The sequence below is a fragment of the Candidatus Pelagibacter sp. HIMB1593 genome (assembly GCF_052047755.1).
Taxonomy (GTDB): domain Bacteria; phylum Pseudomonadota; class Alphaproteobacteria; order Pelagibacterales; family Pelagibacteraceae; genus Pelagibacter.
Genome location: NZ_JBNAJK010000001.1, coordinates 1,144,265 through 1,158,933, shown reverse-complemented (window position 1 = coordinate 1,158,933; position 14,669 = coordinate 1,144,265). Strand labels below are relative to the sequence as shown.

The window sequence follows — 14,669 nt, the reverse complement described above, 5'->3', positions numbered from 1 at the left end:
AAATGGATTCATCGAGTTCAGCAATACAAATTCAAAATGTTTGGAAAGTATTTGGAAATACTTCTAAAGAAGCATTAGATGCAATCCAAAATAAAAAAATTTCAAAAACAGAAGCCTTAGAAAATTACAACTCAGTTATTGGAGTTTCAGATGTTTCATTTGATGTTAAACAAGGTGAAATATTCTGTGTTATGGGGCTTTCAGGGAGTGGAAAGTCTACATTAGTAAGGCATATTAATAGACTTTTAGAACCAACATCAGGAAAAATTTTAATTAATGGTCAGGATGTAATGGCCTTAGATAGAGAAAGCCTTCAAGAATTAAGAAATAAAAAAATAGGTATGGTTTTTCAAAACTTTGCACTCATGCCTCACAGATCTGTTGTTGATAACATTGCAATGCCGCTTGAGATAAGAGGTGTAAGCAAAAATGATAGATTAGACGCTGCAAATAAAATTTTAGAAATTGTAGAGCTACAAGGTTGGGGTAATAAGTTTGCTCACGAACTATCTGGAGGAATGCAACAAAGGGTAGGTCTTGCAAGAGCACTAGCAGCTGATCCAGAGTTTCTGTTAATGGACGAACCTTTTAGCGCATTAGATCCACTGATTAGAAGACAGCTTCAGGCTGAATTCATCAAACTCTCAAAACAAATGAAAAAAACTACAGTATTTATTACTCATGATTTAGATGAAGCAGTAAGAGTAGGACACAGAATTGCTATTATGAGAGATGGAAAAGTAATCCAAATAGGTACACCTGAAGAAATAGTTGTAAGTCCTGCAGACGAATATGTTGCTGACTTTGTAAAAGGAATTTCAAGACTTAAAGTTGTTCAAGCAAAAACAATCATGCAATCTATTGAGAGTTACGAGAGTGCTAATGGAAAATTAAATGAAAACAACAAAAGTGTTGGAGAGAATGAATTATTAAGCAAGCTCATTGAGTTATCAAAATCTAGCGAAGGACCATTGTTAGTTAAAGATAATAATCAAAATAATGTTGGTGTGTTAACGCAATCAGATCTTTTAAAAGCGGTTATAGAGGGTGGAGATGGAGAATAAACAAATACACAATCCAACTAGATCAGAATTAATTACAGATTTTGTAAAATCTAATCCTGAATATTATATTAAAGAATTTCAAAAAATTGGTAGCAAACCTTCTTTTTCATTTTCATTCAATTTGTATGCTGGAATTTTAGGACCAATATGGTTTGGAATGAGAAATATTTGGAATTGGGCTTTGGCTTTCCTAATAATAGAGACTTTTTCTGTAGTTCAAATAATAAGAGGTTTGTTTGGTAATATTACCAAAGAAGCTGTAGAAAAAATCAAACAAGTTGAATCAACAATAGCTTTTAGAAATAAGCAGTTAGAAGCAGCCATTACAAATAATCCAGATAAAGTTGATGTTTATAAAAGAAATATCAAATCACTAGAAGATGCAATGCAAGGCTATATAGATGAAGTAGCAAGAATTGAAGCATCAGCTATTTGGATTACGATTTTTGGTATTGGATTGTTAATTGCCATTAAAATTGTTCAAGGAATACTAGCTAACTCGATATTAGAAAAAAGATATTCAGAATGGTTATCAGACAAAACCCTAAGACCTGGAATGCAAGTTAAGAATTTTGTATCAAGCGCAATGTTTGCTGCAGTTATTATGTTTTTTTCTGTAGTGCATTATAGTTTTCCTGGTGTAATTTCATTAATGGATGATTTTCCAACTCATCCAGATATCAGGTTAACATCAATAAAATGGGTAGAAACAATCTTTGATTATGCAGTATTGAAAGGAGATGCGTTATTTACAGCAATTACCATAGGTATTAGATCAGTACTAGATTTCTTAGAGTTACTTTTTGTAAAAACTCCTTGGATAGTAATTATTACAACCATCGTAACCTTAACTGGATTAGCGGCAGGACCTAGAGCTGCAATATATTCAGCAGGATTTTTGTGCTACATGGGATTTTTAGGTTTCTGGGTTAAAGCTATGACAACATTAGCTCTTTTAGGAACAGCAGCAGTATTAAGTATTGTAATTGGTATTCCTCTTGGAATTTTTTGTGCAAGGAGACAAAGATTTTATTCAATGATCAGACCGATTATGGATTTCATGCAAACAATGCCTGCTTTCGTATTCATGATTCCTGTAATAGCATTTTTTGGAACTGGAAAAGTTGCAGCAGTTATTATTACAATGATATTTGGTGGAACACCTGTAGTTAGGCTAACAGTTCTTGGTTTAAGAGGAGTGCCTGAAACAATTAGGGAAGCCGCAATCGCTTATGGTGCATCTAAATGGTACTTGCTTAGAAAAGTAGATTTACCATTAGCAACTCCATCTATATTAGCAGGTGTTAACCAAACAGTTATGTTAAGTTTAGCAATGGTAGTTGTTGCATCATTAATCGGTGCCAAAGGTTTAGGTCAAGATGTATTAGAAGCGCTTCAATACGCAAACGTAGGACAAGGTATTTTAGCAGGTGTTGCTATATTATTTGTGGCTCTTATTCTTGATAGAGTTGTTCAGGGTAGAAAACGAGTTTAAGAAAAATCAATGGAATACGCACTGTTAGGTTTTTTTACTGGCCTAAGTTTAATTTTAGCAATTGGTGCTCAAAACATTTTTGTAATTGAACAAGGTTTAAAAAAACAGCATGTATTTCTAGTTTGTTTTATTTGCTCAGTTTCTGATTTAATATTAATTTTTTTTGGAATTTTTTTATTTCATTTTTTTAATCAATTTTTTAATTCAATAGTTGAATTTATTTTTAACCTTCTTTTAGTGGTTTTTTTAATTCATTTTATTTATTCAAAAATTAAAACTCATTACAAAGAAGTTAATTTTCAAAGTAATGTTATTGCGGTATCAAAGTTAAATATTTTCTTAAAAACATTAGGGTTCACATATTTAAATCCACATGTTTACTCTGATACAGTTTTTATTCTTGGAAATTTTTCTAAGAACTACTTATTAAATCAAAAACTTTCATTTGCGATAGGTGCATCTTTTGCTTCATTTTTGTTTTTCTTTATTTTGGGATATTTATCAAATTATCTTTCCAAGTATGCTAATGACAAAAAAATATGGCAGGTAATAAATATATTCATCATAGCTTTTATGAGTTTTTTAGTTTTGTTTATTTTAAAGGAAATGATAATTAAGCTTTTATGAGTAATATTTTTGTAGATGATAAAGGTGAAGGTTTTCCATTTGTTTTAGTACATGGATATTTAGGCTCCTCAGAGATGTGGTGCTTTCAAAAAGATTACTTTTCAAAAAATTTTAGAGTTATTGCTCCTGCACTTCCTGGTTTTGGTGAAAGTCATAATGTGCAATCATTAAATTCTATTAATGCGATGGCAAAAAAAATAATTGAAATACTAGATGAAAAAAAAATCGAAAAATTTAATTTAATTGGACATTCAATGGGTGGAATGATTGTTCAAGAAATAACAAAATTAATTGGTGATAGAGTTAATAAATTAATCTGTTTTGCAACAGGATCTATTGGAGATATCCCCGGTAGATTTGAAACTATGGACGAAACAAGAGAGAAACTTAAGAAAGAGGGTGCTGAAGTATCATTTTCAAGAGTTCCACCTAAATGGTTTGTAAAAGGGGATAAAGATAAAAATTATTTTTTATGTGCTAATGCAGTTAAAAATGTTTCATTAGAAACTGCTGATAACGCTTTACTCGCAATGAAAAATTGGAGAGGTATTGATAATTTGAAAAACATTAAAAATGACACCTTAATTATATGGGGTGATAAAGATATCTCTTACAATTTTGAACAGGTCGACACGTTAAATAAAAATATTAAAAATAGTCGTCTAGAAATATTTAAAAATTGCAGTCACAATGTTCACTTAGAAGAACCAGATAGATTTAATAATCTGGTAAATGATTTTATTTCAGAATAATATTTTTATTTAATTTCTCTAATTTTTTAAAAGCGTTCTTAAACTTTTTATTTAAGTGAAACTTTCCTGGAAAAATTATGCATTTAATTTTTGCTTTAACTGCTGAATTTAAACTTTCTTGAGAATCTTCAATAGCTAAACATTGGTTAGGTTTTAATTTAAGCTTTTTTAATGCAAGAAGGTATATGTCTGGATTTGGTTTTAAATTTTTAACTAATTTTGAATTTCCAATAAAATTGAAGTTTTTTGGACTAATTGATTTTCTTAATGAGAAAAGAATAGAATTAATATTATTTTTTGAGGTAGAAGTTACAAAAGCTAGTTTAATTTTTTCTTTATTACAAACATTAATTATATTTTTAACACCAGGTCTTAATTTTAAATGATTTTTTTTTAAATAATTATTGAATAGTTTAGTTTTTAAATCTCTTAATTGCTTAGCATTAACTTTAATACCTTTTGTTCTTGCATATTCTGTTATTCTATCTCTACCACCTGATTTGTTTAGAAGTTTGATATATTCTTTTTTAGTCCAATACCAATCCAATCCTTTTTTTTTAAATGCTTCATTAAAGGATTTTCTCTGAATTTCTGATGTTTCAACGAGAGTTCCAATAGAACCGAATAACAAGGCTTTGTAATTTTTCTTCAACCTTTTACAGCTCCAGTAGTTAAACCACTGATAACTTGTCTCTGGAAGAACATGACTAACATAAATAATGGTGCCGTTGCAGAAACTACCGCTGAAACTGCCCACATTAGATTACCCTCATGTTGGTTAGTTCCTAAATAACTTTGTATTTTTGGAACCATTGTATGATTTTCTTGATTAAGTAGTAAAGCTGTTACCGTGAAATCATTATAAGCAAGCATTAAACTAAATAGTCCAGCGGTAATAACTCCAGGCCACATCACTGGCATTATAATATGCCTGAATGCTTGAAAATATGAACATCCATCAATCAACGCACTTTCATCAAGCTCTTTTGGAATTGTTTTAAAGAATGAATAGAGTAACCATAAAGTAAATGGTTGATTAATAGCAACTAAAACAACAATAGTTGTTGGCAGTATTCCCCATATTTGTAATTCAAAAAATGGAAATAGATAACCCGAGACTAGAGTTATATGTGGCATAGCTCTAAAGATTAAAGCTGCCATTAAAATCCAAAATGCGTATTTCTCAGTTGATCTTGAAAGAGCGTACGCTCCCAGAGTTCCCAAAAACAATGAAATACTAACAACAAACACAGTAACAATAATCGTATTTTTGGACGCTTTCCAAAATTCACCCTCAAACCAAGCTTCATGATAAGCATTTGTTGTAAATTTTTCTCCAGTTTCAATCAAGGTATTAAAAGCTGAAACAGCATACCACCAGTCTGACCTTGAGAAAAAATCTGCTCTTACTTTAAATGATCCCCAAAAAGTCCAGATGAATGGAAAGCATGCAACTAATAACCAAGAAATAATAAATATGGTATTAAATGTTTTTAAAGTATTTGATTTTTTATCTAAACCGTAATCCATATTTATCTCGCAGTTTTAAATTCTTTCCATGTTCTAACTAATACAGGGGCAAGCAAAATAGCTATTCCGATGATTGTCATCATTGATGTCGCTGCAGCTGAACCAAATAAAATAACCTCTTCATTTACTAAGTTATCGTAAATTAACCATGAAAGAGATTGCGCACTACCTTCAGCACTAAAACCTATAATTGGCTCAAAAACTCTAAAATTGTCCATCAATGATATTAATGCAACAAATGTTACTACCGGGTAGATATGAGGTAGTACAATATGTTTAATTCTTTGAAATCTTGAAGCACCATCAATAATTGCAGCTTCAATAGGTTCCTGAGGAACTGTTTGAAGCGCAGCATAAAAAACTACAAATGCAAAAGGGGAGTGATGCCAAATTCCATATATAATAATTGTTATCCACGTGAGAGTTTTAGACGATTTCAAAGACAAATATGGATCATTCATTAAATTTTGAATATTAGCTCCAATTATTCCTTGAGAGTCTATCATCCAGAATAATACCAAAGACCCAACTAGTGGAGTTACAATCATTGGTAAAATAGTACCAAAAATTAAAGGACCTCTAATTTTTCTTGAGATTGCGTTTAAACTCAAAGCTATAATAAAACCTAACAACAAGACATTTGGAGTTACAAATATGCAATAAGTTAATGTAAATATTAGTGCTTTGTAAAATGGTAGATTAGTTACTTGGTCAACAAATTCACCAAAAGTTTCTGTTTCATTCCAAAATTTTTTTATTTCTTCTGTTGCTAAATGATTTCTATCTATATACGTCCCAAAACCATTAAATTTTCCAAGAGGTTTTGCCTCTCTTATTTTAGTAGTTGCTTCATTGTCGACTACAATTGAAACAGTACAGCCAAATGGATCACATTTTTTAACCTCTTTAACTACTTGATCATGTTGAGCATAAAAAGATTGAATTCCAGTAGAAATGATAGGAAGCCCAATAAATAGGACCATTGCTAATCCTGTTGGTAAAAAAAACCAAAAAAATGTTTTATTAGGCATTGAAAATTTTTGTTAAGTGGGGACCAAGTCCCCACTTAAAGATTAGATTTTATAGAAAGCCTTGTTCTTTAGCTTTACTAGTGTAAGCAGCTTCAACATCTTTCAATGCTTGTTCAGCTGACTCTTTACCTTGTAAAAACTCAACAATCTCACTTCCTAATGCGCCATGCATTAAACCCATTTGTGGTAACATTGGATATGGTTTTGCACCCATTTTTACAGCTTCAATTACACCAATAGATTTTGGTCCTGGAACAAATCCTTCTACTAACCAAACAGCTTGGTCAGCAGCATCAGCAACCATTTTCTTGTTCGATGCAGCATGCGCTAAAGCTCTAAATGTCGCTTCAGCATCAGCATCAGGTCTATTTTTTGCAAGTGTGAAACCATCCCACCATAAAGTTGCAGCAGGGATATTTCCACCAGCAACAGTAGCTGGACCTGTTAGTTTTGTAGCTTTAGTAATATTAGCATCACCTTCATCATCTAAAAGTGTACCTGATCTAGAAGCCCACAATGTCATTAATGCAACATTTCCAGCTTCCCATTCAACTTTGATAGCTTCACTATCATGTGTTAAATAATCTGGGTTACTTAATTCAGATAATTTTTTAAGCATGTTTAAAGTAGCAACACCTTTTGCGTTATTTATATTTGGTTCTGCACTTCCAGACTTAAAGAATTCACCACCATGACCAATGTACATGTTCACAAACTCTTCTGCTAAGTTCCAACCTGCTTTGTAAGCAGCAGCATATGGATATTGCATTTTTCCTGAAGCTCTAATTTTTTCAGAAGCAGCAACTACCTCTTCATATGTTTTCGGAATAGCTATACCAAGATCTTTTAAAACATCCTCTCTATAGTATAAGTGTTGAGTATTAGCCATAAATGCTACAGCCATTACTTTTCCATCAATTGTGATCAATTGAGAGTCTTGAATTCCTTTTCCATATTTTTTAACAAGATCATCCAAAGGTCTTATTAAGTCTTGGTTCATTAAAGGAACGATTGAACTGTTTGCTGCAATTCTAGCTGAAAATTCAGATGGATTTGCAGTAAGAGCTGGCACTGCGATTTTATTGTGCTCAGATGAATGAGTCACTTTAAAATCTGCACTTCCTTTACATTGTTTAGAAGTTTCAACGAAAGTTCTTAATGCAGGAAAATCATTAGCCAAAATATTTATTGAACCACTTTTAATGTTACAATCTGCATTTGCAGAAGTTCCAAAAAGTAAAAACAATAAAGTAACTAGTATTTTTCTCATATGTTTTCTCTCTTTATATTTGTTGTTAAATTATAATTTAAGTTCAAAAACTATATCTATTAAGAAGTTTAAATTAAAGAGGTAATTAAATCACTTTTGACGCAAGTTCTGCGCCATGCACCAAAGACTCTAGCTTCTTATAAACAATATTTTCATCAACATTTCCAAAGCCAGCAAAGGTACTAAAACCACAATCTGTTCCAGCAACCAGTTGATCTTTCTCAACAACTTTTGAATAAGTTACAAGTCTATTTTTTACAACCTCGGGATGTTCGACAAAGTTTGTGGTTGAGTCGATTACTCCAGGAGCAATTATTTTGTCGTTTGGGATTTTTAAATTTTCAAAAATTTGCCACTCATGAGAATGTCTTGGATTTGACGACTCAATTAAATAAGTTTGTATATTAGCCTTTAAAGCTATAGGCATAATTTTTTCTAGCGCAATGTCATGTAAATGGGGTCCTTCATAATTTCCCCAGCAAATATGCATTCTTATCTTGGAGCTATCTATATTGCTAATAGCGTTATTTAAACATTCTATTTGTTTTTCTGCTCTTCTTAAAAATTCTTCTTCTGATAAATCTTTAAAAGTCATGTGTCTTGCAAGAGCTAAATCTGGACAATCTAACTGAAGTTTTAATCCATTTGATGTAATTTCTTCATATTCATCTTTCATCAGGTTAGATAAATTTTCTAAATATTCATCATCATTTTTATAAAATTTATTGGGTAAGAAAGCTGAAATAACTCCTGGAGAAGCAGCATTCATGAACGCATCTTTATGATTATTTTTTTCTAAAGCTTGTTTAAAATTATTTATGTCTTTTGTTAGGGAAGTTTTATCTTTAATTTTTAATTCACTTGTACAACAAGGTCTTGTGTAAGTAGGAGTACCACCTGTTCTTGCAATTCTTTCTTTAAAAGATGGAAAGTCATCTAAATCTTTTGGTGCTTTTCTTTCACTCTCTCCTGAAAAGCCATCAATTCGATCTTTAACATAAGTTGCATAGCTAATCTTAGACATTTCACCGTCACTAATATAGTCAATTCCAACTTCTATTTGTTTTTTAACAATATTGTCTACATCTCTTTGAACAATTTCATCAAATTGATTTAAATCTATTTTTTCTTTTTGATCTTTCTTAAATAAAAGATCAGACAATTCATTTGATCTTGGTAAACTTCCTACATGTGTTGTTTTAATTTTACTCATAATTTATTTCATTAAAATTTGTTTCCAAATTGCAATCTCATCAAACAAAACCCATTCTCTTATAACATTTTCATCAATTATTTCTGCATGGTTTATACCCATTATAAAAATATTTTTATTTGATTTTTCTCCAAATTCTTCAGTGTCTTTAGAATGTTTACCCTCTAGAAACCATCTTATTGATGCTTTAGGATTTTTGTCTTCCTCTTCTAAATAACCAATGTGCTCAACAGAAAATTTCATATTACTCAAAGTATTTTTTAAAGCATTCCAAAATTTCATTATATCCTCTCTCCCATGTCCGATTTTGTTTCCAGGCCAATAAATAGTTGCAGCTCTTGCATAGTTGGAAAAATCATAATCATCTTTAAAGATATTTTTTAATATTTTGGAGTATTTACCTCCAGCAGAATCATTAGGTACAACGTCTTGTTTGTAATCTGAATTCATCTCAGAATTTGAATTAAATAATTGTTTTGCTTTTTCAACACCACCTTCTTTATCTATAAGCATTTGCGCAAAATCTTTTGGTGTAAATCCTATTTGTCTTACCATTGCACCTTGATCACGAACAATCCATTCATCATAGACTTGATTATTTTTGCATGCACAATCAGCAATTACTCTGTAATAAATATCTTTACCAGTTGGTTTGCCGTATGAACCATCACCAAGATGTGTTCCTTTACTTAAAATTCTATGAGATGAATGATAACCGATATCATCATTTCCATTCCAAATCACATCTTCACCAAGCAATTGTCTGTTAGGAAATTCTTTTAAGGTCGCATAAGTAGCATCGATTACAGGTTTGTTTCCATAGGTGACACCAAATGGTGATCTAACTGGAATGTTATCGCTATAAAATTGACCAATAGACTCAACATCTTTATTTTCCCAAATTTGTTTAGTTATTTTTAGTATGTAATCAGGAAAGTTTTTATATTTTGGATCAAAACCTTTCATTAGATTTGTGTTACACAATTTAAGTAACTGTCCTCATTTTCATCTATTTTAATATTAACTTTTGAATTAATTGGAATAGAAATTGTGTCTTTAGCATTTAAAACACACTTAAAATCATCAATCATAATTTCCCATTTTCCAGTTCTTGAGAACATTATTGTAGGTTTTTCAAATTTTAAATTATTAATATAGCCTTTACTGGATTTTAAAATTGAAAGGTTAAATCCTGTATCTTGATTTATTACTGGAGAGAACTCTTTTTTTTCAAATTTGCTTCCAAGAATTTGAATTAAATTAACATTCTCATTGAGTTTGTTTTCATGTTTTGAATTTTCATTACTTTTACATATAAATTTTTCTAGTTGATCCAATTTATAGTTATCAAATTTTTTTATTTCCTCTTGAGAAATAGGCTCGAGAATTGTTTTTCCGTCTGGAATTTGATTAACAGATAAATCAATTAATGAATTATCATTTAATAGTGCCATACCAGTTTTTTTTGCTTTTTCTAAAACACTTGGAACCCAAGTTATTATTCCAGGATCATCTCCACCTAAAACAACAAAAATTAGTCCTTCTTCGTCACCTGCGTTTTCAAATGCTCTAAACATGTTAGTTGGCATTGAAATTATGTCACCAGCATTCAAAATTGTTTCATCTTTTCCTTCTGCTCCCCAATAAAATCTCCATCTACCAGAATAAATAACAAATACTTCTGCAGTTGTGTGACTATGTAGGCCCGAACCATTTTGGGGAAGTGCTGACACAGCGCCTAAATTAAAACTATGAGGCATAGCAATTTTTATAAATTGTTTGCTATCTTCAGCTACACCAGGTCCAACTATAGAATAATTTTTTCTTTCTTTGTGACCTTCAAGTTTTCCTTCCACAAAGGGCAGGGTGCTTGGAACCAACTCATTAAATTTTGCTAACCTATTTTCCATATGTTTTTCTAATTGAATTATGTTATTAACCCTACTTAAATTATTATAAATGCCAATACAACAATTTGATACAGGTTTAAAAGAACGGCAAGGTGTAAAAAAATTAGAAATTACACCTGAAGAAAATTTCAATAATAAAACAAAAGTAAGAGGCTACTTAAAAACAATTATAGAAGGTGGAATATCTAAATTAGATCAAAATATAGAAAATTATTTTGACAAAGATGTAAAAGTTAATTGTTTTCACCCTGTTAATGAATTTGAAGGTGCAAATACATTTAAAGAAAAATTTTGGCTACCTCTATTTGAAGCTTTTCCAGACATTGAGAGAAGAGAACAGATAGTCATTGGGGGTACATTTAGAGATAAAGTTCAAGTTGGATCAGTATCGATGCTTTCAGGCACATTCAAAAAACCTATTTTTGGAATAAAGCCAATTAATAAAATGGTAAATCTTAAATGCTGCGAAGTACATGAATTGAAAAATGATAAAATTGTAGAGAGTTATATCTTAATTGATTTATTAGATTTAATATTTCAAACAGGAAAAAATCCAATAAATCCTTCAAGAGGTTCAGAAGGAAATTGGCTAAATCCAATTAATACCGATGGTGTAAATTATTTTGAAAAAGATATGAAAGTTTCTGAAGCAAGTTTAGACCAATCTTTAACGATGCAAAGAAGCTTGAACATAAAGCCAGAGTTGGAAACTAATTCAGATAAAGAATTAAAAGATAAACTAATTAATCATCCACAAAGTGAATTTTGGCATGATAAAATGATATGGTATGGACCAAGTGGAATAGGTACTGGAAGAAACCTGGAGGGATTTGTTGATAATCATCAGTTACCATTTAGAAAAACTTTTAAAGAAAGAAATTACTGGAAGCTAGGACATTACTGTGAACTTGGTGATGGAAACTTTTCAATGACTGCTGGCTGGCATAGTATACAAGCAGTTTACGGGTCAGAAGATTGGTTAGGATACAAATCTGATAATCAAAATGTAACTATGAGAGTAATGGATTTTTACCATCACCACGAAGGTAAAATTAGAGAAAACTGGGTACCTATAGACTTAATACATATACTTAAGCAAATAGGTATTGATGTTTTAGATTTAATTAAGGACTAATCTTTTAACTTATCCCACTCAGACATACCGCCTGAAATATTTTTAACGTTCTTAATTCCCATTTCTTTCATTGTTTTTGTAGCAAGAGTTCCTTGTCCTCCTAAACCACAAAATACAACATATTCTTTGTCAGGATTATTTTTAAAAGTATCGTTTTCAATAGGACTTCCTTCAGCTAAATAAAATTCTAGCAAACCTCTATCTAAATGCATTGCATTTCCAATAGTCCCTTTAGAATAACTTTCTTTATCTCTAACATCGATAAATTGAACATTAGGATCATTTAATTTCTTTTTTGCCTCTTCAGCAGTGATGTTTTCAATTTCATTGCTGACGCTCATTACATCTTCAAATTTTTTCATGTTAAATCCTATTTAATAAATTGTTTAGTAACCGTATTTTTTCAATCTAACATCACCAGTTCTTGCATGAGCTTCCATTCCTTCATATCTTGAAAGTCTAGCAGCAGCTGCTCCAACAAGTTCAGTAGATTCTTTGGTCATTCTTTGGAAACTTAAAGTTTTGATAAATTTACCAACAAACAAACCACCCGTATATCTTCCAGCACCTTTAGTTGGAAGAATATGATTTGTTCCGGAGCATTTATCACCATAAGCAACAGTTGTTTCTTCACCAATAAATAAAGACCCGTAATTTTTTAATCTTTTGTGGAACCACTCTAAGTTTTTAGTTTGAACTTCTAAGTGTTCAGGCGCGTACTCATCACTAATCGTAGCCATTTCCTCATCTGTATCACAAAGAACAACTTCTCCGTAATCTCTCCAAGCAGCTTCTGCATTAGTTCTTGGTAACTCAGGAAGATCAGCAATAAGTTCAGGCACTCTTTTAATTACCTTTTCTGCTAATTCTTTACTTGTTGTCCAAAGCCAAGCTGGTGAATTGTATCCGTGCTCTGCTTGACCAACTAAATCTACTGCAACGATTTCTGGATCTGCGTTTTCATCAGCAATAATTCCAATTTCTGTTGGACCTGCAAATAAATCAATACCTACTTTACCAAATAAAATTCTTTTAGCTTCAGCAACAAATTGGTTTCCAGGACCTACCAATATATCAGCAGGCGCATTTCCAAATAAACCATTTGTCATTGCAGCTATTGCTTGAACTCCACCTAAATTCATAATTACATCTGCACCACAAAGATCAGCTGTGTAAACAATAGTTGGATGAACACCAACACCAGGTTTTGGAGAGCTACATACTAAAATATTTTTAACTCCTGCTACTTTTGCAGTTGTTACACTCATTACTGCAGATGCAATGTGAGCATATCTTCCAGCAGGTACATAACATCCAGCTGTATTAACAGGAATTAATCTTTGACCTGCATATAAACCTTCAGATAATTCAACTTCAAAATCTTGACCATAATTTTTTAATTGAGCTTCCGCAAATTTTCTCACTCTTTCATGAGCAAATTGGACATCATCTTTTGTTTTTTGATCTAAATTTTTTTTAATATCTTCAATTTTTTCTTTAGAGATAACTACTTCACCTTCATACTTATCAAATTTTTTAGAAAGTTCTTTGCAACCTTCTTCTTTACTTGTCTCAATATCTTTAAGAATATTTTCAACTATTTCTCTAGTTTTTGTATCGTCAGTTGATGATGTTTTTGGTGATTTTTTTAAGTATGTAATTGCCATTTCTCTCCTTTTAAAATTTAAAGTTTTTAGGTTAATTTCTAATAAAATTCAATTAATCATTTAGTCCAAAGCTACTACTGCCGCAGCTATAGATGCCAATCTTGCTTGTGCTTCATCTGATCTACTAGTTATTACAACTGGGACTTTTCCTCCAACTACAACTCCTGCAGCACATGCACCCATAAAATAAATCATCATTTTAACTAAAGCATTTCCAGTTTCAACACTTGGAACCAATAATACATCAGCTTCTCCAGCAACTAAATTTTTAATACCTTTAATACCAGCAGATTTTTTTGAAATACTGTTATCAAATGCTAAGGGTCCAAATACATCTGCATTTAAATTTTCTTCTTTAGCAAGTTTTGTTATTTCAGCAGCTTCAATTGAGCTTGGTACACTTTCTAAAACTTCTTCTGTTGCAGACAATACAGAAACTTTTGGTCTTTCAATTCCTATACGATTTGAAAAATTTATTACATTTTTGAGAATATGCATTTTTGTTTTAACATTTGGCAATACATTTAAAGCACCATCAGTTATTATTAATGGCTTATCATCTTTTCCAATAGTCATATGCCAGATATGACTTAATCTTGTTTTACCCAATAAGTTGTACTCTCGCTTTAAAACTTCTTTCATAAGAACATCAGTATGAATATGTCCTTTAACAATTATTTTAACTTTACCTTCACTTGCAAGTTTAGCAGCAATTTTTGCCGTATTGTTTTCAACTGGCTCATGGATAAGTTCATATTTTGAAATATCCCAACCAAGATCCTCAGCACATTTTTGTATTTCAAATTCATGACCGATAAAAACTGGTTCAATTAGATTTTCATTTACAGCATCTTGAACAGATAACATGGGCAGGGGTTTCCCCGCATTTACAACTGCAACTCTTACTCCTTTTTTACTATGAGCTATATCTAATAGTTTATTTGGACAGACAATTTCTTTATTTGAAAGCATAAT

15 protein-coding genes are annotated in these 14,669 nt (G+C 31.2%); 5 read left to right on the top strand and 10 right to left on the bottom strand.

Annotated features, from left to right (window positions below):
• The first annotated feature begins 2 nt into the window (after positions 1 to 2).
• The 4 genes from ACTTA0_RS06150 to ACTTA0_RS06135 are packed head-to-tail and all read left to right on the top strand — an operon-like array spanning position 3 to position 3,938.
• On the top strand, positions 3 to 1,064 hold the full coding sequence (locus ACTTA0_RS06150; protein WP_440652296.1) for a quaternary amine ABC transporter ATP-binding protein: 1,062 nt from the start codon (positions 3 to 5) through the stop codon (positions 1,062 to 1,064).
• Positions 1,054 to 2,559 carry an ABC transporter permease gene (locus ACTTA0_RS06145; protein WP_440648075.1) on the top strand — a complete coding sequence of 502 codons (1,506 nt, stop codon included), beginning with the start codon at positions 1,054 to 1,056 and terminating at the stop codon, positions 2,557 to 2,559. The genes ACTTA0_RS06150 and ACTTA0_RS06145 overlap by 11 nt, the downstream gene beginning before the upstream one ends.
• 9 nt (positions 2,560 to 2,568) lie before the next feature.
• Positions 2,569 to 3,186 carry a LysE/ArgO family amino acid transporter gene (locus ACTTA0_RS06140; RefSeq protein ID WP_440648073.1) on the top strand — a complete coding sequence of 206 codons (618 nt, stop codon included), beginning with the start codon at positions 2,569 to 2,571 and terminating at the stop codon, positions 3,184 to 3,186.
• Positions 3,183 to 3,938, top strand: a complete 756-nt coding sequence (locus ACTTA0_RS06135) for an alpha/beta fold hydrolase (protein ID WP_440648071.1) — start codon at positions 3,183 to 3,185, stop codon at positions 3,936 to 3,938. Before ACTTA0_RS06140 ends, ACTTA0_RS06135 begins: the two co-directional genes overlap by 4 nt.
• Here ACTTA0_RS06135 and ACTTA0_RS06130 read toward each other — a convergent pair.
• The 7 genes from ACTTA0_RS06130 to ACTTA0_RS06100 form a co-directional block, all read right to left on the bottom strand.
• Positions 3,925 to 4,590: an HAD-IA family hydrolase gene (locus ACTTA0_RS06130; protein WP_440676445.1), complete on the bottom strand. Its 666-nt coding sequence runs from the start codon at positions 4,588 to 4,590 to the stop codon at positions 3,925 to 3,927. The two genes, ACTTA0_RS06135 and ACTTA0_RS06130, sit on opposite strands and share 14 nt — an antisense overlap.
• Positions 4,587 to 5,468 carry a carbohydrate ABC transporter permease gene (locus tag ACTTA0_RS06125; protein ID WP_075505887.1) on the bottom strand — a complete coding sequence of 294 codons (882 nt, stop codon included), beginning with the start codon at positions 5,466 to 5,468 and terminating at the stop codon, positions 4,587 to 4,589. Before ACTTA0_RS06125 ends, ACTTA0_RS06130 begins: the two co-directional genes overlap by 4 nt.
• 2 nt (positions 5,469 to 5,470) lie before the next feature.
• Positions 5,471 to 6,499, bottom strand: coding sequence for a carbohydrate ABC transporter permease (locus ACTTA0_RS06120; RefSeq protein ID WP_440648067.1), 1,029 nt, complete (start codon positions 6,497 to 6,499; stop codon positions 5,471 to 5,473).
• A gap of 49 nt (positions 6,500 to 6,548) precedes the next feature.
• Positions 6,549 to 7,769, bottom strand: coding sequence for an ABC transporter substrate-binding protein (locus ACTTA0_RS06115; protein WP_440652298.1), 1,221 nt, complete (start codon positions 7,767 to 7,769; stop codon positions 6,549 to 6,551).
• A gap of 85 nt (positions 7,770 to 7,854) precedes the next feature.
• The gene (locus ACTTA0_RS06110) at positions 7,855 to 8,982 is read right to left on the bottom strand and encodes a cobalamin-independent methionine synthase II family protein (protein WP_440652299.1); all 1,128 of its coding nucleotides are present in this window, start codon (positions 8,980 to 8,982) and stop codon (positions 7,855 to 7,857) included.
• A gap of 3 nt (positions 8,983 to 8,985) precedes the next feature.
• The gene (locus tag ACTTA0_RS06105) at positions 8,986 to 9,948 is read right to left on the bottom strand and encodes an ester cyclase (protein ID WP_440652300.1); all 963 of its coding nucleotides are present in this window, start codon (positions 9,946 to 9,948) and stop codon (positions 8,986 to 8,988) included.
• Positions 9,948 to 10,892 carry a cupin domain-containing protein gene (locus ACTTA0_RS06100; protein WP_440648059.1) on the bottom strand — a complete coding sequence of 315 codons (945 nt, stop codon included), beginning with the start codon at positions 10,890 to 10,892 and terminating at the stop codon, positions 9,948 to 9,950. The genes ACTTA0_RS06105 and ACTTA0_RS06100 overlap by 1 nt, the downstream gene beginning before the upstream one ends.
• 49 nt (positions 10,893 to 10,941) lie before the next feature.
• Between ACTTA0_RS06100 and ACTTA0_RS06095 the strand changes: the two genes are divergently transcribed.
• A complete protein-coding gene (locus ACTTA0_RS06095) occupies positions 10,942 to 12,027 on the top strand; it encodes an ester cyclase (RefSeq protein WP_440648057.1) in 1,086 nt (361 codons plus the stop codon).
• On the opposite strand, the gene ACTTA0_RS06090 is transcribed toward ACTTA0_RS06095, so the two are convergent.
• From ACTTA0_RS06090 to ACTTA0_RS06080, 3 genes are read right to left on the bottom strand one after another with little or no spacing between them, the layout of a single operon-like run.
• On the bottom strand, positions 12,024 to 12,389 hold the full coding sequence (locus ACTTA0_RS06090) for a rhodanese-like domain-containing protein (RefSeq protein WP_440676444.1): 366 nt from the start codon (positions 12,387 to 12,389) through the stop codon (positions 12,024 to 12,026). The two genes, ACTTA0_RS06095 and ACTTA0_RS06090, sit on opposite strands and share 4 nt — an antisense overlap.
• A gap of 24 nt (positions 12,390 to 12,413) precedes the next feature.
• On the bottom strand, positions 12,414 to 13,694 hold the full coding sequence (gene hisD / locus ACTTA0_RS06085) for a histidinol dehydrogenase (RefSeq protein ID WP_440614200.1): 1,281 nt from the start codon (positions 13,692 to 13,694) through the stop codon (positions 12,414 to 12,416).
• A gap of 60 nt (positions 13,695 to 13,754) precedes the next feature.
• Complete coding sequence (locus ACTTA0_RS06080; protein ID WP_440676443.1) at positions 13,755 to 14,666, bottom strand: bifunctional enoyl-CoA hydratase/phosphate acetyltransferase; 912 nt, start codon at positions 14,664 to 14,666, stop codon at positions 13,755 to 13,757.
• Between the last annotated feature and the right edge of the window lie 3 nt (positions 14,667 to 14,669).